Raw genomic sequence first — 19,781 nt, forward strand, 5'->3', positions numbered from 1 at the left:
TCCCATCCCGAACACAGAAGTTAAGCTCTTTAGCGCTGAAGATACTTGGTGGGAAGCTGCCTGGGAAATTAGGACGTCGCCGGTTTTTTTGTGCCAAAAAATATCAGAAAGTCTCGATTATGCGCACAGACACCGGATGCGATATAAAAACTGCATGCGCATAAACATCGGAATCGATGTAAATATAACCTGTATAGGATAGAACCAATACATTACTACCGGATTACCACGCATAAATGAGCTTTTGAGCTTTTGTACGATGTTTACCCTTGAAAGGTGGAGCTTAAAAATACACTTCAAATATAAATCGAATATTAGTAAATCTAGGTGCTTCAAATATGAGGTGTCTATTTTTATAACCAATTTGAAAAGCTATTATGAGAATATGATACATCAGCAATACTTGTTTTTTTGAGATTTTATAGTATAATAAATCATACAAATCATACAAATCATATAAGTTATATTAGTCGTATAAGTCGTATTAAAGGGAGGCCGATTATCGTGAAAACACCAAAAGGTAAATATGCTTGGACAGCTACAGTTGGTGAAAAAGGTCAGATAGTAATACCGAAACAGGCACGGGAAATATTTAATATTAAACCCGGTGATACCATTCTGCTTCTCGGTGATGAAAAAAGAGGTATTGCTATACCGCCAAAAGGAGCATTTGCACACTTGATGGAAGTAGCTTTTGAAGAAAAAGAGGATGAATGATATGGAATATATTCTCGAGGTAAATGATCTGACGAAAATTTATCCGGCTTTTGAACTAAACCCTATCAACTTTCATATTGAGGCGGGTGAAGTTATGGGGTTCATAGGCAGAAACGGTGCAGGCAAAACTACGGCACTAAAATCTATCTTGAACCTTGTACATCCCGAAGCAGGCAGTGTTCACATTCTTGGAATGGATTATCTGCACAATGAGGATAAGATTAAACAGCAGATTGGTTATGCAGTAGGTGGGATCAATTATTATAAAAGAAAAAAGTTAAAGGATATTGTAGCCATTACGCGTATTTTCTATGAAAATTGGGACAATGAGGCATATAATCACTACCTTGCTGCATTTAAGCTTGACGAAAACAAGAAGATCATAGAGCTTTCTGAGGGGATGAAGGTAAAATTCTACCTAACATTGGCTCTTTCTCATCATGCAAGGCTTTTAATCTTGGATGAGCCGACGAGTGGACTTGATCCGGTATCCAGAGATGAAATGAATGAAATTTTTCGACAACTTGCCGAAAAAGGTGTAGCGATCTTGTTTTCTACACATATTACCAGCGATTTAGAAAAATGTGCGGATACTATCACCTACATCAAAAATGGAGAATTGCTTTTATCTACGAAAAAAGAAGAGTTTATCCGTTATTATACAAGGGAAATAGGTGGTGCACCAACACTTGAAGATATTATGGTGTATATCGAAAGAGAAGAGGTGAATCTGTGATGAAAAAACTTCTTTATAAGGAAATGAAGTTATCAGCAAATCCTTTGAGCTATTGTTTTATTGCCTTTTCGGTTATGACAATGATTCCAAGATATCCCATTCTTGTCGGTTCTTTTTTTATCTGTCTTGGCATTTTTCATACTTACCAGCAGATTCGTGAATACGATGATATTACATATACGGTTATGCTGCCGGTTAAGAAACAAGACGTAGTTACAGCTAAATATCTATTTGTTCTGTTTATCGAATTGATGTCTTTTATTTTATGTGCATTGCTAACGATTATTAGGATGAAATTCTTGGGAAATGCCGCTCCTTATGTTACAAATCAATTGATGAATGCAAATGCAGCTTATCTTGGATATATGATGATTGTATTTGCGTCATTTAACAGTATTTTTCTCGCAGGCTTTTTTAAAACAGCTTACAAGATCGGGAAACCTTTTATACTATTCTGCTTAGTAAATTTTATTGTAATAACCGTGGGTGAGGTGCTGCATTATCTTCCCGGTTTAGAAAGTTTGAATGAGCCTTCCGATTTAAACGTATTACAGGTTGCCATATTGGCAATTGGCATCATCATGTTTGTGTTATGTACATTGTTATCATATCGAAGAGCGATGAAGAATTTTGAAGAAATTGATTTGTAAAGCTTAGTACATTAGTTAATAGTTCTTTATTGATGAAAACAGGACAAAGGTACGGTTATGCAGATAAATCCGAAATCGTAAAAGGTTGTGTGATTGAAGTGTGCAAGGGTGTCGTGTTGAACCCAAAACACGGATTACAATGAGGCGATTGGCTTGAGAGAATCAATCTTGGTGATTGACGATAAGTGTATTTGCTCACACTCTCGCCATCGCCTCTATTATCCTTTCAGTTTTGACTACCGGCATCGCCGTATGCAGAAGTAGAAATTAAGCAGCTATAGAGCTTTTCTTAATCGTTTTAGGCAATATTAGAACTTAGTTATGTTGCTTTGTTCAGACAGCAATGCCGGATTTGGATCAGGCGAATTGAACAGGTTGAGCATCTTTTGCCTGGATAAGTCGTTCCCTACAAATAGAAGCACATCGCCATCCTTGACTCTTTCGTATGGGCCAGGTGATATTGTTGTCTCTTCTCCTCGCTTTATTGCCACAATAGTTGCGCCGGTCTGTTGCCATATGTTGAGTTCACCGATTGATTTACCGATAAAGTTGCAGTTAGAATCAATCTTCATATCGTGCGGCTTGAGATATGATGTGTTGTGATCTCTTGCATTGCGTGCTATCAAATCATCAAGAAGCTTTGCAAGGTTCTCAAGATTGCGCCTCTGAGTAGCTATGGCATCGACAATCTGTTCTCTTGTCTGTGCAATGGATATCGAATCGTGAAATCTCTCAAAATACAGTTGTGCCTTTTCGCGAGAAGCAACATATGTGCCGCTGCCCTGTTTTACAGTGACAATTCCCATATCTACGAGAACTTGCATTGCTTTGCGAGCTGTTTCAGGGGATACATGAAAAGTGGTGGCGATGGTGGATCTGGAAGTAATTCGATCTCCGACCTCGTACCAGCCTTCAGCGATTTTTTCAGCCATTTCGACAGCAATCTGCTGATATCTTGATTCATATAACCTTGTATCTTCGATTGTAGACATGAAGAACCTCCTCGTAAATTATCGCCTATGATTATAACATCTTAGGGCACAAATAGCATCATAAGCGGGTGGGAATAATTTTTCTTTGACAAAGTGCCAACATTGAGATACAATAGTGTTGGCATTAAATATAGTCACTCGTACATAGTGGCGAATCAGGGATTCGATTTTGAATGAGAATCTCAATTGGAAAAGGAAATTATATATTGCGATTAATGCAGATATTGAAGTATTTGAAAGGATGTGTCAGTAATGACCAAAAAATCTGAGTTCGATAAGGTGTTATCTTCGAAAGATATATTGGTAATTGCATTTGGAGCTATGATTGGCTGGGGCTGGGTCATTTCGACCGGTGATTGGATTCACAGAGGCGGAGTGCTTGGCGCGGCAATCGGGTTTGCACTTGGTGGAATTATGATATTCTTTGTCGGTCTCACATATGCTGAGCTGACTGCAGCGATGCCGCAGTGTGGAGGCGAACATGTATTTAGTTACAAGGCCATGGGAGCGGTTGGTTCATTCATATGTACCTGGGGGATTATCCTCGGTTACGTCGGAGTTGTGTGCTTCGAGGCTTGCGCGTTTCCGACGATCGTGTCGTATATATTTCCAAGGTTCCTGAAGGGATATCTGTATACGGTTGCCGGGTTTGACATCTATGCATCTTGGCTTGCCCTTGCGGTTGCTACGGCTGCGCTTATGACGTTTATCAACATACTCGGTGCCAAGACGGCTGCGATAGTGCAGACTATTTTGACGGCTATAATATTTAGCGTAGGCGTTCTGCTCATCGTAACGTCGACAGTACGCGGAGATATAGGCAACCTGATGCCACAGCTTTTTGCGGGAAGAGGAAATCAGTCGGCCATCAGCCACGTGATGCACGTAGCGGTTATGACACCTTTCTTCTTCATAGGATTCGACGTAATTCCTCAGGCAGCGGAGGAGATTCAGGGGTCGCTCAAAAAGATAGGCAAGATACTGATCATGTCGATAATTATGGCGGTAGCGTTCTACGCGCTGGTTATAATTGCGGTTGGATACCTGATGAATCCTTCGGAGATCAGTGCATCGATGAAGGGTGCAGGGCTGGTAACAGCGGATGCGATGGCTAAAGCATATGGAACCAAGGCAATGGCCGATGTGGTTATCATCGGCGGGCTTTGCGGAATCGTTACGAGCTGGAACTCGTTTATGATAGGCGGAAGCCGTGCGATGTACTCGATGGCGGATTCCAATATGATTCCAAAGGCTTTTGCGAAGCTGCATCCAAGGTTTAAGACTCCTGTAAATGCACTTTTGCTTATCGGAGTTATCTCGATGCTCGCGCCGCTTGCCGGTAGGCAGATGTTGGTGTGGATATGCGACGCAGGAAACTTGGGCTGCTGCCTGGCATACTGCATGGTATCGATTTCGTTCCTGATCTTGAGGAAAAAGGCTCCTGAGATGCCAAGACCATATAGAGTAAAACATTACAAATTCGTAGGAATTATGGCAGCCGTGCTGTCTGGTGGAATGGTTTCGATGTACCTGATTCCCGGTTCGGGAAGTACGCTGGTAACGCAGGAGTGGCTGATGGCCGGAGGTTGGGCTCTGATGGGGGCTGTGTTCTTTGCGATAAACAAGAAGAAGTACGGAGAGCAATTCGGAAAGCACCTTGATATTGCTGTAGAGTATTCGGCGGAGGACCTGGAAGCTATGAGAGAGCACAAGACAGTTAGAACTGCAAGCGATGTGCGAGTTTCGTAAAGAGCGAACATGAAATGAGCATGAAACCAATAAAAATTTTTAATATATAGTGCAAAAAAATATAAACTGTTGTATAATATAGGCGATAAGAAAGAGAAGAGTTTTGGAGGATGGTCCAATGATTATGTAATGGATTTCGAGATATGTTGATACTTATAACTGTGGAGGGTAGACCGAAGGTTTAGGTAAGATTTCGGAATAGGTTAAAGCTTATGACTGTGGAGGATAGACCAAAGGTTTAGTAACAGATTAGAATTAGCGTATACACTTCAAGATACGGAGGAAGGTCCGGTGTACAGATAGTAATTTGTCGGAGATGATCTCCAATTGAGTAGTGGAATAAGTGCTTTAGAGGGTGTCAAGAGGAATGCTTGACACCCTCTTTTTGTTATGGTATAGTCTTACGGTATGAAAGAAAGTATAAGCAATGTTGAATATACAAGCTTGATGTATGACTTCTACGGTGGTCTGCTCGATGACAGCAAAAGAGAGATTATGGATTTGTACCATGAGGACAATCTGTCTCTGACGGAGATTGCCGAGGAGCTCGGGATGACTAGGCAGGGGGTGCATTATACGCTCAAGAAGGCGGAGGGCATACTTGAGAACTACGAAGATGCGCTCGGGCTTGTTGCGGTGTGGAAGAACAACAATGAGCTGGTAGCAGAAGCTGATTCGCTGGTGGAGAAGATGCAGTCGATAGATGATGATGCTGAGCTGCACGGTGCGCTTGCGAGAATGAACGAGATTTTGCATAAGGCTTTGGATTTATAAGATAGAGATGGCTGCTAATCCGCGGATGAGCAGCGAGATGGAGAGATACGGAAGAGATGGCATTCGAAGGACTATCGGAAAAGCTACAAGAGACATTTCGTAATCTGCGAGGCAAGGGCGTTGTAAGCGAGAAGGATATCGATGCGGCGATGCGCGAGGTTAAGCTCGCGCTGCTTGAGGCCGATGTTAACTTTAAGGTAGTAAAGCAATTCGTCGCTACAATCAAGGACAAGGCTATGGGTGCGGATGTGCTCAAGAGCCTGACTCCCGGGCAGCAAGTGCTCAAGATCGTGAAGGAAGAGCTCGTGGACATGATGGGTGGTGCGAACAGCAAGCTCACATATTCGCCAAGCGGATTTACAGTATATATGATGGTCGGTCTTCAGGGAACCGGCAAGACTACAACCTGCGGAAAGCTGGCAGCGTGGCTCAAGCAGAACGGTAAGAAGCCTATGCTGTGCGCGTGCGATGTATATAGGCCGGCAGCTATCGACCAGCTGGAGGTAGTGGGCAAGGCGGTCAATACTCCCGTGTTTACGATGAGGGAGTCGAATGAACCGCTTGCCATCGCAAAAGCTGCTGTCGAAGAGGCGAAGCGCAAGGGCTGTAATGTACTGATTGTCGATACAGCAGGACGTCTGCAGATAGATGAAGCCCTTATGGATGAGCTTGTTCAGCTTAAAAAGGGTATCAGGCCGCATGAGATCCTGCTTGCGGTGGACGCTCTCACAGGTCAGGATGCGGTAAATATCGCAGCCGGTTTCAATGAGACACTTGGAATTGATGGAATCATCATGACCAAGATGGATGGTGACTCCCGTGGAGGTGCTGCGCTCTCGACCAAGATGGTTACGGGCAAGCCAATCAAGTTCATGGGTACCGGCGAGAAGTATAACGCTCTCGAGCCATTTCATCCGGATAGAATCGCTTCCAGAATCCTGGGGATGGGCGATGTGATGAGCCTTATCGAGCAGGCTGAAAACGCGTATTCTGAAGAGGAAGCTGCCAGGATGGAGGAAAAGTTCAGGAAGAATCAATTCGACCTCAACGACTTCCTCAACCAGATGGGACAGATCAACAGGATGGGCGGAATCGCTAAGCTTATCGATATGATTCCCGGTATTTCGGCGGCTGACAAGAAGCAGATAGATTTTGAAAAAGGCAAGAAGGATCTGGATAGGATGAAGGCAATCATCCAATCGATGACTAACGAAGAGCGCGAGAACCCTAATATTCTCAATGCCAGCAGAAGAAAGCGTATCGCTGCCGGCAGCGGTCAGACGGTACAGAGCATCAATCAGCTGATTAAGCAATTTGATCAGATGAAAGCGATGATTAAGCAGTTTAATAATCCTAAGGCACTCAAGAAAAATAGACTTTTTAGAGGACTAATGGGTTAGCTTAAAACAAATTTATTTTGTTGAGCATAAAATTATATTTTATAAGATAATCAGGAGGAACAAATGGTTAAGATCAGATTGAAGAGAATGGGAGCTCACAAGAAGCCTTTCTACAGAGTTGTAGTTGCCGATTCCAGAACTCCAAGAAACGGAAGATTTATCGAAGAGATCGGTACTTACGACCCTCTAAAGGATCCGGCTGAGATCAAGATTGATAACGAGGCTGCACAGAAGTGGCTTGCTAACGGCGCACAGCCTACCGACACTGTTAGAGCTCTGCTCAAGAAGTCGGGTTGCTTGAAGTAAGGAAGGAAGTAGATGATGGCCGGCTTAGTTGAATCAATTGCCAAAGCGTTAGTATCAAGGCCTGCCGATGTTGTTGTGACCGAAGAGGATCATGGCAACGAAATAGTGATTAAGCTCAGTGTCGCTAAGGAAGACATGGGTAAGATCATTGGCAAACAGGGACGTATTGCCAAGGCGATTAGAACTGTTGTCAAGGCAGCTGCTATCAAGCAGAACAAGAGAGTCACTGTTGATATCGTTGAAGAGTAGCGCGACTCGGACAATTATCATTATCAAGGCATGCGTGGTTCACGCATGCTTATTTCTATAATAAAGAACTATAAATGTGAAGTGTGTGTTCAGTGCGGCGTACGGAGGTACTTATGTCTCTTGCAAATGACAGGACTATGGTAAATATAGGCAAGCTTGGTGCTGCGGTTGGCCTCAAGGGCGAGGTAAGGGTATTGCTCTATGCGGACGATTCCGAGAACCTGTATGAGGGCGCGGTGCTTCTGATAGATGCCGACAGATTCAGTGCAGGCGCTGATGATAATTCGGTATATGGAGTGAGACACTCTGCAGAAATTGAGGTTGAGGCTGTTCGTTATCAGAAGGGCAAGCCTGTTGTCAAGTTCAGCGGAGTTCAGGACAGGACTGCTGCTGAGAAGCTGACCGGAGCGGAGCTGTACATACCGGAGAGTGAGCTGGCAGAGCTTGAAGATGGACATTATTATTATCGAGACCTGATCGGGCTTGAAGCTCGCGATTGTGATAGCGGAGCTGCGATTGGAACCGTGAGTGATATCATTGACAACACTTCGCAGAGCTTACTTGAAATAGAGCGAGGAAACGGAGGCAAGGTGCTGATTCCTTATGTGGACGCATTTGTCAAGACTGTGTCGCTTGAGGATGGAGTTATTGAGATTGCTGTTATTCCGGGACTGATAGATGAAGATTAATATTATGACGCTGTTTCCGGAAATGTTTGAGCCGATTAAAGCCAGCATGCTGGGAAGAGCTGCCGATAATGGAATTATCGAGCTGAATATTGTAAATATTAGGGATTATACTGAAGATAAGCATTGTCGCGTCGACGACACGCCTTTTGGCGGCGGCGCGGGCATGCTTATGCAGGTTCAGCCTATTATCACCTGCTACAGGCAGAATGAGTTCGCAGGCAGAACTATCTACATGTCGCCGCGCGGGCGCAAGCTCTCGCAGCAGCTGGCTGCGGAGCTTGCAGGCGAGGGCGAGCTCACGATCCTGTGCGGTCATTATGAGGGCGTGGATGAGCGCGCCCTCGCCGAGCTCTCCGCCGAGGAGATCTCTATCGGAGACTATGTGCTGACCGGCGGAGAGCTGCCCGCTATGGTGTTGATTGATACTGTAGCGAGATTCGTGCCGGGTGTATTGGCGTCCGATGAGTCAGTGATGGAGGAATCGATATATTCCGGCCTGCTGGAGTATCCACAGTACACCAGACCGAGGTCGACGGCCGAGGGCGATGTGCCGGATGTATTGCTCAGCGGAGACCATCGGAAGATTGAGCTCTGGAGATTTGAACAGTCTATGAGACTGACCAGGGAGCGAAGACCGGAGCTATGGGCAGCCTTCGTCCGGAAATTCCGAGCAGACGAGAAGGCTTATCCCAAGAAGGAACGCCTTCTCATCAAATCGATAATAGACGAATGTCAGACTGAGATTAATCCTCCACTCAAATAGCAATAATTGCTAAGATGCATCGCTGCTGAACCGGTTGTATAAATTATAAAACGCTGCTGTACCGGCTCCGGGGAAGAACTGTCTGTCTTTGTCGAATGCAACCAATGCAAAGGTATAAAGCGCTTATGCGCCGACACCGGTGCAGACATTGCAGTAACGTTGAGCGTAAGAGTAAAGAGCGCCGCTGCGGATGCACTGATTAGAAACATTATAAAATATTGTTATAATACGTTGTTTCGTGTAGAATCATTCCGTAGAGGTGTGCATGATGAAGAAAAAGGCCGTATTTTGGGGAGTTATATATGTGATAGCACTGTTTGCCGTCATGGTAATCGTGTATGTGTTGCCGCCGGTGGCAGGCCTTTTTGACAGGTCCTACGTTGCTAAGTACGGCAGCGTTGAAGTGCAGGATGACGCAGATGGCTATATGGTCAGAAATGAGACTGTATACACGGCAGGTAAGGCCGGAACCGTAAAGCACTCCGTGAACGAAGGGGAGCTGATAAAGGGTACAACCAACGTGATTAAGCTCTCCGGCGAAGGTGCGGACAAGGGCAACAAGGATTTTGCGGCGATTATCAAGAAAATGGATAAGGATCGGGTTGTAAATACCGTTAACGGCAACGCAGAGCACCCGGGCTATGTGAGCTACAATGTGGATGGTCTGGAATATTTGAACGAAAGCAATATACACAAGCTGACGGAAAAGAAGCTCGATAAGCTCGGCAAGGCCAAGCCGGAGAAGCTGAGCGAAGGGAAGGTTGCAAAGGGCGATCCTGTGTTTAAGATAATTGAAAATGGCAGCTGGTGGTATGTGTTCTACGCAGATAGGGATGTCGCTAAGCATTATGCCAAGGGACAGAACGTCAAGATCGAAATTGGCGACAAGAAGATGGACGCGATTGTCGAAGATGTGCAAAAGAGCAAGAAAGACTCCGGTAATGTCAGGATAGTTCTGCGCTCCAGGCAGTATTTTGACAGATTCATTTCGGGACGACAGGAGAATGCCAAAATAACGGCGGCCGGCTCGGATGGAGTAGTAATAGAGACGAGGAGCATCGTAGAGAAAAACGGCAATAAGGGCGTAGTGATCAAGGACAAGGTTGGCAGGCTGCAGTTTAAGCCGGTCAGTATCAAGGCCGACAACGGCAAGCAAGCGGCAGTGTTTGAAGATATCTATATGGACAGCAAGGGTAATTACGTCAAGACGATAAGCACGTATGATGAAGTTGTGAAATCGCCGAGCAAACGCGACATCAGGAAAGCAAAGGACGTTAGCAAATAATGAGTATCAGGGAGAATTATCTGGAGATATTGAAGCGCAAGAATGAAGCTGCCAAGCGCGTCGGAAGGAAGGCGGAGGATGTATTGTTGCTGGCGGTAACTAAAAAGCATGTGCCGTCAGAGCTGCAGGAGGCTCTCGACGCCGGTGCGACTGACTTCGGTGAGAACAAGGTACAGGAGCTGCTAAGCAAATACGACGAGATCTACCCTGAAAGGTGGCACCTGATTGGGCATCTGCAGACCAACAAGGTCAAGCAGGTTATCGACAAGGTGACGATGATTCATTCGGTGGATTCGATCAAGCTGGCCAAGGAGATTGATAAGCGGGCTGCTGCGGCTGATTTGGTTATGGACATCCTGATTGAAATTAACCTGGCTGAGGAGGAATCCAAGACGGGAATTGCTAAGGCTGAGGTATTTGAACTCGTAGCTTCGATTGTCAATACTTGTGACCACATCAGGGTGCGTGGTATCATGTGTATTCCGCCAAGGGGAGACACTCCTGAGGATTCTCGTAAATATTTCAGAGAGGCGAGATCAATTTACGATAAGCTACGGAATTCCGAGCTGCCGACAGCGCGCGCTCCCATCGACACGCTGTCGATGGGAATGTCCGCAGACTTTGAGATTGCAATTGAAGAGGGTGCTACGATTGTAAGGGTGGGAAGTTCAATTTTTGGACAGCGCGACTACCGTTAATATGGTAGAATAAATTGATATGGAGTGAGAAAATCTCACGCAGTTTTCATTGAAAAATGAAAATTGGGCATATAATAATATAGATATTAATTGACGTAAATGGAGGAAATAGCCATGGGTTTGAAAGATGCCTTTAAAGCGGCAATCGGAATGGAAACAGAAGACGAGATTGAGGTTTCGGAGGATGAGATTGCTGAAGAGATGAATAAGATGAGAGGCGGTGATAAGCCTGCCGCGCCTATGAGTCAGTCCAGGCCTGAGACCGGCATCCACAAATCAGACGCATCTTATGACAAGATTGAGCCGCTTATCTCGAAGGGCCCTCAGAACAAGGCTTATTCGATGAACGGTTCCGGACCTTTCAAGATGCTGGTGATCGAGCCTAAGAACTTCGATGAGTGTACCAAGCTCGTTGACAACCTAAAATCGAGAAAACCGGTAATCATCAATCTTGAGCACGTTGAGACCGATCTTGCTCGCAAGATGTTTGACTTCCTCAGCGGTGCGACTTATGCTCTTAATGGAAATGTTCAGAGAGTCACATCCAACATTTTCATCTTTGCACCTGCTAATGTTGATATAGCTGCTAAGGTTAATCGCGAGAGTGCCGAAAACGGGCAGATTGGCGAGAAGAGCAGCCCTTGGAGGTAACCGATGGAACTGATTCTGATCAGGGCTGTTTCATGGTTCTGCTCGATACTGCAGATGCTTTTGGTGGTTACAGCCATACTCAGCTGGTTTGCGGGAGCAAGCGAAACCGTCAGAGGCCTATATCAGATGGGAACGCAGCTCACAGCGCCTCTGGTTGATCCTATAAGAAGGTTCATCAATAGAGGTGGGGATTCCCGCATGATGGTCGACTTTTCGCCGTTGATTGCATTTTTCCTCATTGAGATAGTTCAGAAAATACTCATTAGGATAATTCTAATGATTTTTTAGGCGGAAGCCGTGATGTTATTAATTTGATTAAGAAAGAATAGAAGGGAAGGTAGCGATACTATGATAATGCCAATAGATATCGATAAGAAAGATTTTACTCGTGACAAGAAGGGCTATAATTCCAGAGAGGTCGATGAGTTCTTGGATCTTATCATCGTTGACTATGAGAAGGTTCTAAACGATAACAGAAATATGGCTCACAAGATTAAGTTCCTTGAGAAGCAGCTTGAGGAATCGCAGAAATCCGACACAGCTATGCTGGATACGCTTGAGACAGCTAAAAGACTTATGGCAGATATATCGGCAAGTGCTGAGAGAAGGGCTGAGCTCATGATGAGAGATGCTGAGCTGGAGGCTGAGAGCATGCTTCTGGAGGCTAAGACAACGGTTAAGAAGCTCAACGACGAGCATCTGGTTCTCAAGCAGAAGGTTGAGCGACTCAGAGGCAACTACGCTGCAATGCTCAAGCTTGAGATGGAGAAGCTCGACAATGACGAGTACGGTCTGCTTCCTGATCTGGACAGAAGTGATATTCCTGACATCGACAAGGAGCTCAGGACTGCATTTGGCGGAGACGACGCTGCAGTAACTCAGGATACTTTAGTTATCAAGAAGAACGAGGACAAGGCAGAGGAGAAGGCTGACAAGGCTACAGTTTCCGACCTCAGCGAGAGCCTCAAGAATCTTGCTAAGGAGCAGGGCACAATCGACGACACTATTATCCTTAAGTAGAATAGAGAAGATAAATGATGTTGGTAATTATAGCGAGTGGGCTGCTGATTGTAGATCAGATTACTAAATTCGTTGTGAGAAGCCGCATGGAGATTGGAGAAACGCTCCCCGTGTTCCGTGGCGTATTGGATATTACATACGTCCAGAATCGGGGAGCTGCTTTTAGCTTATTCCAGAATTCGCAGCTTATCACAGTAATATTGCCCATCATAACAATTCTAGCCGGGATAGCATTTCTGGTGTATCTCAGGCGCAATAATGAGAGAGTAGCGGAGCTCGGAGCACTGCTGATCGTGTCCGGCGGAATCGGCAATCTCATCGACAGAACGGTCATCGGGTTTGTGACAGACATGATCTCGATAGGACGGTTTCCCGTATTTAATGTAGCCGACATATGCGTGACGGTCGGATGCGGATTGCTGATACTATGGGTGATACTCGGGGAGATAAAAAATGCTAAAGCCTAAGGACATACAGGAGAATGCGGAGCGTGACGAGCGGCTGCAGGGTGCTGAAAATGTGGATTTGGAGGAAGCTGCAGAGCTTGATGATGACCTGCTGCAACCTGATGGCCGGCAACAAGCAGAAGGGCCGATTGCTGAGGTCAAGACTCTTACCCCGGGAGCAGCCGATGCGGGTAAGAGACTTGATTCCTACATAGGCGAGGCGACCGACCTCTCGAGGAGCTATGCACAGAACCTCATCGAGGACGGTCAGGTCAGCGTCTCCGGCAGGCAGGTAGCCAAGAAGTACAAGGTCAAGGCAGGTGAGAGCATCACTATCAATATTCCGGAGGCTAAGTCAATCGACGCTGCCCCGGAAAATATCCCGATAGATATAGTCTACGAAGATGATGACGTGATAGTGGTAGAGAAGCCGCGCGGAATGGTTGTGCATCCGGCTGCAGGCAATCCCGATGGTACGCTGGTCAATGCGATTATGTACCACTGCGGTGATTCGCTGTCGTCTATAAACGGGGCAATCCGGCCGGGGATTGTGCACAGGATAGATAAGGACACGAGCGGACTGCTCATGATAGCCAAGAATGACAAGGCTCACGAGTCGCTCACAGCGCAGCTCAAGGTACATTCGGTGACTAGAGAGTATATAGCGCTGGTCTTTGACAATATCAGGAAGGATAAGCTGACCATAGACGCGCCTATCGGTCGAGATGACATCAATAGGCTCAGAAGGGCAGTAAACGGAGCAGGTTCGAGGGATGCGGTCACTCATATCAGAGTGCTGAAGAGGTATGGCAGGTACACCTTGATAGCCGCTAGGCTGGAGACCGGCAGAACTCATCAGATTAGAGTCCATATGGCATCAATCAAACATCCTCTTGTTGGCGACGCGTTGTACGGACCTAAGAAGCAACCCTTCGGATTGACAGGGCAGCTCCTGCACGCTAGGCTGCTGGGCTTCGTACATCCAAGTTCCGGCGGGTATATGGAGTTCTCCAGCGAGGTGCCGAAGTATTTCCGGGAGGTGCTGGATAAGATCGAATTATAAACTCGCAAACTACTTCGCTGCCTTCGGCAGCTGAGGCTTCACATATACCGTTGCGTTGTGTGTAAAGATAACCATACCCGGCTTAGCACCGCTTGGCTTCTTGACGTATTTTATAAGCGTAAAATCGACAGGCACGTTATCGCTGTCCTTGCCCTTGCTGTGATAAGCAGCGATGGAAGCGGCTTCATAGATTGTTTCAGCAGGGATATCGTCCAGTGTCTCGCCGGCTTCTGTCACAAGGATGACGTGGGAGCCGGGAATGTCCTTGGTGTGAAACCATACGTCTGTGCGGCTGGCTGTCTTAGTCGTCAGTTGATCATTTTCCTTGTTGTTACGGCCGACAAAAACGTGATGACCGTCGGAAAGGGTGAACTCCGGGGGAACCTGCTTCCGGTGCTTGCGCTTATAGCCGGGCTTAGTTCGGAACCTGATATACCCGGTTTCGATTAACTCGTCCTTGATCTGCTCCAGCTCATTTTCGGTAGCTGCAGACTCAATGCTCTGCAGCACGCTTTCGAGGTAGGTGATATCGGAGTCGACCTCTTCGAGCTGTACCGCCTTCTCCTTGAGTGCAGTGCGCGCCTTTGAATACTTCTTGAAGTAGTGCTGCGCGTTCTTGGAGCCGGAGAGCTTCTCGGATATCGGAATAGTGATATCGGAATCGTCGTAATAATTTACTACCTCGACAGAGCGAGCACCGGGCTTTATCAGATGGAGGTTCGCGGTGAGCAGTTCACCGTACAGCCTGTATTTATCTGAATCTTCGGCTCTAAGCAGATCCTCGGACAGTCTCTTTTTCTTAAGAAGCGCCTTGTCCAGTGCGGACTTGGCAATCTTGTGCAGAGGCACCGATTTCTGTTTGATTATATTGGTGCCGGCGCGGTGCTGATAAAAGAACTCAACGCAGCTGCTCAAGCTGCTAAATGTCTGTTTTCGCAGCCCTTCATATTCCGACAGCTCGGTGATATGAAACTCACGCGGTGTGTCATCGTCATTGAAATACACGACCGGTGCAGCCGAACCGCTCACAGCGGCCTCGGAGATCTCTCTGAGTCTTTCCGCAGGATCAACAGCAGCAATAAGCTCTCTGGCGATTGCCGGAGATATACCGGAAATACGGCTCATAATCAGCCTTTCGCTGAGCACTGTCCCCTCGCTGCCGGTAAAGTCTGCCATCGTTGCCTCGTTATAAGGTGTTTTATCCTGAGCAGGCGGGTATACGTAGGTGACTCCGGGCAGCAGCTGTCTGTATCTGTTTATGTCTATAGAAATTCTCTTAATCGCATCGATGATCTTGCCTGTATCTATATCGACCAGCACGATGTTGCTGTGCTTACCCATAATCTCGACAATAAGGCGCTTGGAGGTTGTAAAGCCAAGCTCTGTCTGTGCCTCGATATCAATCTCTACAATCCGTTCTGCGCCCTTCTGTCTGACCTCGGTGATACGACCGCTCTGGATGTGTTTTCTGAGAAGCATACAGAAATTAGGGGGCTGCATCGGATTGCTGTACTTGCTCTCCGTGAGGCAGATGCGCGCAGACTGGCTGCCGCACGATGCAAGCAGCTTGACGTTGCCCGCTCTTGTGTGAATCTGTATTAATAAATCCTCACCGCCGGGCTGATATATCTTCTCGATCTTGCCGAGCGTTATATCGTTCGCCAGCTCTGTGGCCATAGCGGATGTGATGATGCCGTCAAATGCCAATTCGTATTCCTTTCCGGTGCTCGCGTGATGCACGCTTTAGGGAGCCTTATGCATGCTTATCATGCATAACAGCGCCCCTCCGTGCCGAGCATTTCCACCGGCACGATGATAAATAGCATATCATGCAAATGCGCATTTTTCAAGGGTAGCAGGGTATTGTGTTTACTTTGAAATATATAAAGGATATAATCAGTAGGCTAGATGAAAGGGAGGTAGACACATGGTCAAGAGTATGACGGGATATGGCAGAGGTATATACAGCGATGAACAGAGGAGCATCACCGTAGAGATTAAAGCTGTGAATCACAGATACTGCGATATCAGTGTCAAGATGCCCAGGAGGTACTCTTTTGCAGAGGAGAAAATCAAGGCCGCTGCCAAGGAAGTGCTGATGCGAGGCAAAATCGAGATAGGGGTGTCTATCGATAATTTCGGCAAAAGTGAAACAGATGTCAATCTGAATCTGGATGCTGCAAAGCGTTACTATGATGCGCTTACTGAGCTGGGTCAGAACTTCAACCTGTCCGGAGACGGGCAGATATCCTTGAGCTTGCTTGCAGGCATGACAGATGTGCTTACGACGGTACCGGCTGCGGAGGATGAAGAGGAATTTGTGAGGGAGCTAATGACGGCTCTGGGTGAAGCGCTCACCGGCATTTCCGAGATGAGAGCTGTTGAGGGTGAGAAGCTGGCAGCAGACATTCTCAAGAGGGCTGCTATTATGGAGAACACCAAGAACGCAATCGCTGAACGCGCTCCTAAGATAGAGGTTGAATACAAGGAGAGATTGCATACCAGGATCAATGAGCTGCTGGATGGAAGCGTTGAGATCTCCGAGGAGCGACTTGCGCTTGAGGCTGCGGTGTTTGCCGACAAGTCTAATATAACTGAGGAACTGGTACGGCTCGGCAGTCATATCGACCAGCTGAGGAGCTTTATAAACAGCGAAGAAGAGGCCGTTGGCAAGAAAATCGACTTCCTGGTGCAGGAGATGAACAGGGAGGCTAACACTATAGGCTCCAAGGCAAATGACATGGAGATCACCTCGAGAATGCTCGAGCTCAAGGCAGAGATTGAGAAGATCCGCGAGCAGGTGCAGAACATCGAGTAGTACGGCTGTACGGCATGTGATACGGGATTTGCAAGGATTAACATAAATACTGCTAGAGAGAATTCAGCTTTTATGGTATAATATGAGCCGAATATTCAGTACAGGAGACAGCAATGGGAAGGTCCGGCCATAACGACGGCAGACTCTTTGTTATCTCGGGTCCGTCGGGCGCAGGAAAGGGTACTATTTGCAAGCGTTTGCTTAAGACTATAGATATCTCGCTTTCGATTTCGATGACGACCAGAGCGCCCAGACCGGGTGAGGTAGATGGCAAAGACTATTATTTTGTGACGGTAGAAGAGTTCGAAGAAAAGATCAGGAACGGCGATATGCTTGAATATGCGAGGGTGTTTGACAACATTTACGGTACACCTAAGGATATGGTGATCAAGCAACTCGAGAAGGGCAGAGATGTCATACTAGAGATTGATGTGCAGGGAGGACTGCAGGTCAAAGAGAAGATGCAGGAGCAGGCAGTTCTGGTATTTGTGCTTCCGCCTGACCTTGATACGCTCCGCCGGAGGATTATCAACCGAGGCACCGAGACTGAAGAAGTAATCGATAAGAGATTTAACGAGGCTATCAATGAGATAAAGCTGATTGGCGAATATGATTACTGTATCGTCAACGATGAGCTTGACGAAGCCGTATATGATCTGCAGGCGATAATCATGGCCGAGAGACGGCGAGTGCCGGACAAGATCATGCCAATCGTTAGAGAATATGAGAAGGGACTATAGGAGGTACATTAAGCATGATGCTATATCCGGCAATTAACGAGCTTAACGAGCTAACTGACAGCAGATACACGCTGGTTGTGCTAGCTGCCAAGAGAGCCAGAGATATTATAGATGGCAAGCCTGTGCTGACAGAGGTTGATGCTGAGAGACCTGTGAGCCTTGCAACTAATGAGATTGCAGAGGGGAAGATCAAATATAAGAGAGTCGATGCACCTGCGGAGGTGGCTGAGACTGCTTCGTTTGATAACTTTGAGCTTGCACTTGATGGAGATGATGTAGAGCCTTCGGCAGCATTTGAGTCAGAAGCGGTTGTCGATGGAGAGATAGAGGCGGCAGTGTCCGATTCAGATACTGTAGAGCAGGACGCATAGGCTGCATGATGTAATATGGTAGTTGAAATGGAAGTCGTCATGATTTCCATTTTTTGTGTATAGATGATTTATAGGCGGTACGATGGAGAGATATTTTAGAGAGATTGCATATGGGAAATAGTGTTGAGACAGACCTGATGAAGCTGATTGTCGCACTCAACCAATCTCAATCCGGCGGTCAGGATGTTCATATAGAAGAAAAGAAGTACGGGCTAATTGGCGGCAGTGTCAGTCACAGCTTATCCAAGAGGCTGCACGGGCTGATTGGGGGCTATGCGTACAACCTTATCGAGCTCAGAGATGCTGACAGACTCGGAGAGGTGGTGCGTATGCCGGGATACTATGGCTTTAACATCACAAATCCTTATAAAGAAGCGATCATTGAGCATCTGGATGAGCTGTCTGAAGAGGCTGAGGCAATCGGTGCTGTCAACACGGTCAGGAAGCTGCCGGATGGCAGGCTTAAAGGCTATAACACAGATTATCTGGGGCTGATGAAGATCTTTGCGCCGGGCTCTGCAGAGGGGAAAAAGGTTGCTGTACTCGGAACGGGAGGAGCTTCGTTATCCGCAGCATATGCAATGCAAATGCTCGGTGCGCGAGAGATTTGCCGCATATCCCGCAGTTCGGAGAGAGCTGGTAACGGTATATATGGATATCGGGATTCATACTGGCATGATGCAGAGGTGATTATCAATGCGACTCCGGTTGGCATGTTTCCGGACAATGGCAGGTCACCTCTGGATAGCGTTGATATGTCTTGGGATAAGCTGAGCAGTGCAGAAATGGCGGTGGATTTAATCTACAATCCGCACAGAACGAAGTTCCTGCAGGACGCATCAGCTGCAGGGGTATCCACGATTGGTGGACTCGGAATGCTCATCTGGCAGGGCATCTACGCCAGGGATATCTGGGAGGGTCGCGAGATGGAACCGGATTATTCGCTGGCAGCATCTGTGATGGAGAGATTGCTCCGCGAACAGCTCAACCTGGTGACTGTCGGAATGCCGGGAAGCGGCAAATCCTCGATAACGAAGCAAGTTGCTTATGCGCTTAAGCGAAAATTTATAGATATAGACAGGGCGATAGCTAAGGATGTGGGGCGTCCGATAAATTCGATCATCAATAGAGATGGAATTGAGTCTTTTCGAGGGCTTGAGTACGATAAAATCAGGGAAATCTGCTCCGGGAACTATCTGGCAGTTGCAACCGGCGGTGGGGCGATACTGAACGAAGCAAACAGAGAGCTTATACGAGAGAACAGCGTTGTCATCTATATAGATCGACCTGCGAAGTTCTTGGCTACCAAGAACAGACCTGTCAGTCAGAAACGGGGCGTTCATGTGCTGTACAAGGAACGCGGGCAGATATACAGAGACGTTGCAGACGTTAGGGTCCGCAATCGCTATAAGTTTGGAGCTGCGAAGCAGCCGGATGGTAAAAGCAGACAGACGATGGACAAGCAACGGATGAAGCCGGAGCAGTCGCAGTACATGAGAGATATTAAAAGATTTGCAAGAAGCATAGCCAAGAAATACAAGCAGCACATCCATGAGATTGTGGAACGCGACATGCGAGGCATCAGCGGTCAGGCAGAAAGGGATAGATGAAGCTTCCGGTTATCAATGTACCTGATAATAAATGCAGACAATCAATAACAAAGA

23 protein-coding genes and 1 rRNA gene are annotated in these 19,781 nt (G+C 46.7%); 22 read left to right on the forward strand and 2 right to left on the reverse strand.

The window, feature by feature from the left end; translation table 11 throughout:
• From rrf to HMPREF1152_RS03995, 4 genes are all read left to right on the forward strand, one after another.
• Window positions 1-85 (forward strand): 5S ribosomal RNA (rrf, locus tag HMPREF1152_RS08980); the annotation flags it as partial.
• Between the two features lie 419 nt (window positions 86-504).
• On the forward strand, window positions 505-717 hold the full coding sequence (locus HMPREF1152_RS03985) for an AbrB/MazE/SpoVT family DNA-binding domain-containing protein (RefSeq protein WP_009643894.1): 213 nt from the start codon (window positions 505-507) through the stop codon (window positions 715-717).
• Window positions 695-1,453, forward strand: coding sequence for an ABC transporter ATP-binding protein (locus HMPREF1152_RS03990; protein WP_330368094.1), 759 nt, complete (start codon window positions 695-697; stop codon window positions 1,451-1,453). The genes HMPREF1152_RS03985 and HMPREF1152_RS03990 overlap by 23 nt, the downstream gene beginning before the upstream one ends.
• Window positions 1,453-2,103, forward strand: a complete 651-nt coding sequence (locus HMPREF1152_RS03995; RefSeq protein ID WP_009643876.1) for an ABC-2 transporter permease — start codon at window positions 1,453-1,455, stop codon at window positions 2,101-2,103. The genes HMPREF1152_RS03990 and HMPREF1152_RS03995 overlap by 1 nt, the downstream gene beginning before the upstream one ends.
• A gap of 308 nt (window positions 2,104-2,411) precedes the next feature.
• Here the strand turns inward: HMPREF1152_RS03995 and HMPREF1152_RS04000 are convergent, their stop codons facing one another.
• Window positions 2,412-3,095 (reverse strand): TrkA C-terminal domain-containing protein, encoded by a 684-nt coding sequence (locus HMPREF1152_RS04000; protein ID WP_009643880.1) that lies wholly within the window; start codon window positions 3,093-3,095, stop codon window positions 2,412-2,414.
• Window positions 3,096-3,347: 252 nt separating this feature from the next.
• Here HMPREF1152_RS04000 and HMPREF1152_RS04005 point away from each other — a divergent pair, with 252 nt between their 5' ends.
• From HMPREF1152_RS04005 to HMPREF1152_RS04070, 14 genes are all read left to right on the forward strand, one after another.
• The gene (locus HMPREF1152_RS04005; protein ID WP_009643891.1) at window positions 3,348-4,844 is read left to right on the forward strand and encodes an APC family permease; all 1,497 of its coding nucleotides are present in this window, start codon (window positions 3,348-3,350) and stop codon (window positions 4,842-4,844) included.
• Between the two features lie 408 nt (window positions 4,845-5,252).
• Complete coding sequence (locus HMPREF1152_RS04010; protein ID WP_009643879.1) at window positions 5,253-5,618, forward strand: sigma factor-like helix-turn-helix DNA-binding protein; 366 nt, start codon at window positions 5,253-5,255, stop codon at window positions 5,616-5,618.
• Between the two features lie 56 nt (window positions 5,619-5,674).
• Entirely contained in the window at window positions 5,675-7,018 is a 1,344-nt protein-coding gene (ffh, locus tag HMPREF1152_RS04015; protein ID WP_009643903.1) for a signal recognition particle protein, read from the forward strand.
• A 63-nt stretch (window positions 7,019-7,081) separates the two neighbouring features.
• On the forward strand, window positions 7,082-7,324 hold the full coding sequence (gene rpsP / locus HMPREF1152_RS04020) for a 30S ribosomal protein S16 (RefSeq protein ID WP_009643892.1): 243 nt from the start codon (window positions 7,082-7,084) through the stop codon (window positions 7,322-7,324).
• 15 nt (window positions 7,325-7,339) lie between these two features.
• Window positions 7,340-7,573, forward strand: coding sequence for a KH domain-containing protein (locus tag HMPREF1152_RS04025; protein ID WP_009643898.1), 234 nt, complete (start codon window positions 7,340-7,342; stop codon window positions 7,571-7,573).
• 113 nt (window positions 7,574-7,686) lie between these two features.
• Entirely contained in the window at window positions 7,687-8,262 is a 576-nt protein-coding gene (gene rimM, locus HMPREF1152_RS04030; protein WP_009643878.1) for a ribosome maturation factor RimM, read from the forward strand.
• Complete coding sequence (trmD, locus tag HMPREF1152_RS04035) at window positions 8,252-9,025, forward strand: tRNA (guanosine(37)-N1)-methyltransferase TrmD (protein WP_083844319.1); 774 nt, start codon at window positions 8,252-8,254, stop codon at window positions 9,023-9,025. The genes rimM and trmD overlap by 11 nt, the downstream gene beginning before the upstream one ends.
• 265 nt (window positions 9,026-9,290) lie before the next feature.
• Window positions 9,291-10,310, forward strand: coding sequence for an HlyD family efflux transporter periplasmic adaptor subunit (locus HMPREF1152_RS04040; RefSeq protein ID WP_009643897.1), 1,020 nt, complete (start codon window positions 9,291-9,293; stop codon window positions 10,308-10,310).
• On the forward strand, window positions 10,310-11,008 hold the full coding sequence (locus tag HMPREF1152_RS04045; protein ID WP_009643899.1) for a YggS family pyridoxal phosphate-dependent enzyme: 699 nt from the start codon (window positions 10,310-10,312) through the stop codon (window positions 11,006-11,008). The genes HMPREF1152_RS04040 and HMPREF1152_RS04045 overlap by 1 nt, the downstream gene beginning before the upstream one ends.
• A gap of 114 nt (window positions 11,009-11,122) precedes the next feature.
• The gene (locus HMPREF1152_RS08985; protein ID WP_009643908.1) at window positions 11,123-11,659 is read left to right on the forward strand and encodes a cell division protein SepF; all 537 of its coding nucleotides are present in this window, start codon (window positions 11,123-11,125) and stop codon (window positions 11,657-11,659) included.
• A gap of 3 nt (window positions 11,660-11,662) precedes the next feature.
• Entirely contained in the window at window positions 11,663-11,947 is a 285-nt protein-coding gene (locus HMPREF1152_RS04055) for a YggT family protein (protein ID WP_009643887.1), read from the forward strand.
• Window positions 11,948-12,007: 60 nt separating this feature from the next.
• Window positions 12,008-12,679: a DivIVA domain-containing protein gene (locus HMPREF1152_RS04060; protein ID WP_009643890.1), complete on the forward strand. Its 672-nt coding sequence runs from the start codon at window positions 12,008-12,010 to the stop codon at window positions 12,677-12,679.
• A gap of 14 nt (window positions 12,680-12,693) precedes the next feature.
• Window positions 12,694-13,146 (forward strand): signal peptidase II, encoded by a 453-nt coding sequence (gene lspA, locus HMPREF1152_RS04065; protein ID WP_039883536.1) that lies wholly within the window; start codon window positions 12,694-12,696, stop codon window positions 13,144-13,146.
• The gene (locus tag HMPREF1152_RS04070) at window positions 13,133-14,188 is read left to right on the forward strand and encodes an RluA family pseudouridine synthase (protein WP_009643884.1); all 1,056 of its coding nucleotides are present in this window, start codon (window positions 13,133-13,135) and stop codon (window positions 14,186-14,188) included. The genes lspA and HMPREF1152_RS04070 overlap by 14 nt, the downstream gene beginning before the upstream one ends.
• 9 nt (window positions 14,189-14,197) lie before the next feature.
• Here HMPREF1152_RS04070 and HMPREF1152_RS04075 read toward each other — a convergent pair whose 3' ends face one another.
• Window positions 14,198-15,928, reverse strand: a complete 1,731-nt coding sequence (locus HMPREF1152_RS04075; RefSeq protein WP_198004077.1) for an Rqc2 family fibronectin-binding protein — start codon at window positions 15,926-15,928, stop codon at window positions 14,198-14,200.
• A 187-nt stretch (window positions 15,929-16,115) separates the two neighbouring features.
• Here HMPREF1152_RS04075 and HMPREF1152_RS04080 point away from each other — a divergent pair, with 187 nt between their 5' ends.
• The 4 genes from HMPREF1152_RS04080 to HMPREF1152_RS04095 all read left to right on the forward strand — a co-directional run bounded on the left by HMPREF1152_RS04080 (window position 16,116) and on the right by HMPREF1152_RS04095 (window position 19,727).
• Window positions 16,116-17,006, forward strand: coding sequence for a YicC/YloC family endoribonuclease (locus HMPREF1152_RS04080; protein WP_009643911.1), 891 nt, complete (start codon window positions 16,116-16,118; stop codon window positions 17,004-17,006).
• A 113-nt stretch (window positions 17,007-17,119) separates the two neighbouring features.
• Window positions 17,120-17,746 carry a guanylate kinase gene (gene gmk, locus HMPREF1152_RS04085; RefSeq protein WP_009643906.1) on the forward strand — a complete coding sequence of 209 codons (627 nt, stop codon included), beginning with the start codon at window positions 17,120-17,122 and terminating at the stop codon, window positions 17,744-17,746.
• A gap of 14 nt (window positions 17,747-17,760) precedes the next feature.
• Window positions 17,761-18,117: a DNA-directed RNA polymerase subunit omega gene (rpoZ, locus tag HMPREF1152_RS09965; RefSeq protein WP_009643904.1), complete on the forward strand. Its 357-nt coding sequence runs from the start codon at window positions 17,761-17,763 to the stop codon at window positions 18,115-18,117.
• Window positions 18,118-18,227: 110 nt separating this feature from the next.
• Window positions 18,228-19,727, forward strand: coding sequence for a shikimate kinase (locus HMPREF1152_RS04095; protein ID WP_009643901.1), 1,500 nt, complete (start codon window positions 18,228-18,230; stop codon window positions 19,725-19,727).
• The last annotated feature ends 54 nt before the right edge of the window (window positions 19,728-19,781 follow it).

The organism is Mogibacterium sp. CM50 (genome assembly GCF_000293155.1).
In the GTDB taxonomy this organism is placed as follows: Bacteria; Bacillota; Clostridia; order Peptostreptococcales; family Anaerovoracaceae; genus Mogibacterium; species Mogibacterium timidum.

Excerpts from the sequence above, each read along its gene's own strand:
- HMPREF1152_RS03995 (WP_009643876.1), top strand. The coding sequence starts at position 1,453 with ATGAAAAAACTTCTTTATAAGGAAATGAAGTTATCAGCAAATCCTTTG.
- HMPREF1152_RS04000 (WP_009643880.1), bottom strand. The coding sequence starts at position 3,095 with ATGTCTACAATCGAAGATACAAGGTTATATGAATCAAGATATCAGCAG.
- HMPREF1152_RS04005 (WP_009643891.1), top strand. The coding sequence starts at position 3,348 with ATGACCAAAAAATCTGAGTTCGATAAGGTGTTATCTTCGAAAGATATA.
- HMPREF1152_RS04010 (WP_009643879.1), top strand. The coding sequence starts at position 5,253 with ATGAAAGAAAGTATAAGCAATGTTGAATATACAAGCTTGATGTATGAC.
- ffh (WP_009643903.1), top strand. The coding sequence starts at position 5,675 with ATGGCATTCGAAGGACTATCGGAAAAGCTACAAGAGACATTTCGTAAT.
- rpsP (WP_009643892.1), top strand. The coding sequence starts at position 7,082 with ATGGTTAAGATCAGATTGAAGAGAATGGGAGCTCACAAGAAGCCTTTC.
- HMPREF1152_RS04025 (WP_009643898.1), top strand. The coding sequence starts at position 7,340 with ATGGCCGGCTTAGTTGAATCAATTGCCAAAGCGTTAGTATCAAGGCCT.
- rimM (WP_009643878.1), top strand. The coding sequence starts at position 7,687 with ATGTCTCTTGCAAATGACAGGACTATGGTAAATATAGGCAAGCTTGGT.
- trmD (WP_083844319.1), top strand. The coding sequence starts at position 8,252 with ATGAAGATTAATATTATGACGCTGTTTCCGGAAATGTTTGAGCCGATT.
- HMPREF1152_RS04040 (WP_009643897.1), top strand. The coding sequence starts at position 9,291 with ATGATGAAGAAAAAGGCCGTATTTTGGGGAGTTATATATGTGATAGCA.
- HMPREF1152_RS04045 (WP_009643899.1), top strand. The coding sequence starts at position 10,310 with ATGAGTATCAGGGAGAATTATCTGGAGATATTGAAGCGCAAGAATGAA.
- HMPREF1152_RS08985 (WP_009643908.1), top strand. The coding sequence starts at position 11,123 with ATGGGTTTGAAAGATGCCTTTAAAGCGGCAATCGGAATGGAAACAGAA.
- HMPREF1152_RS04055 (WP_009643887.1), top strand. The coding sequence starts at position 11,663 with ATGGAACTGATTCTGATCAGGGCTGTTTCATGGTTCTGCTCGATACTG.
- HMPREF1152_RS04060 (WP_009643890.1), top strand. The coding sequence starts at position 12,008 with ATGATAATGCCAATAGATATCGATAAGAAAGATTTTACTCGTGACAAG.
- lspA (WP_039883536.1), top strand. The coding sequence starts at position 12,694 with ATGATGTTGGTAATTATAGCGAGTGGGCTGCTGATTGTAGATCAGATT.
- HMPREF1152_RS04070 (WP_009643884.1), top strand. The coding sequence starts at position 13,133 with ATGCTAAAGCCTAAGGACATACAGGAGAATGCGGAGCGTGACGAGCGG.
- HMPREF1152_RS04080 (WP_009643911.1), top strand. The coding sequence starts at position 16,116 with ATGGTCAAGAGTATGACGGGATATGGCAGAGGTATATACAGCGATGAA.
- gmk (WP_009643906.1), top strand. The coding sequence starts at position 17,120 with ATGGGAAGGTCCGGCCATAACGACGGCAGACTCTTTGTTATCTCGGGT.
- rpoZ (WP_009643904.1), top strand. The coding sequence starts at position 17,761 with ATGATGCTATATCCGGCAATTAACGAGCTTAACGAGCTAACTGACAGC.
- HMPREF1152_RS04095 (WP_009643901.1), top strand. The coding sequence starts at position 18,228 with ATGGGAAATAGTGTTGAGACAGACCTGATGAAGCTGATTGTCGCACTC.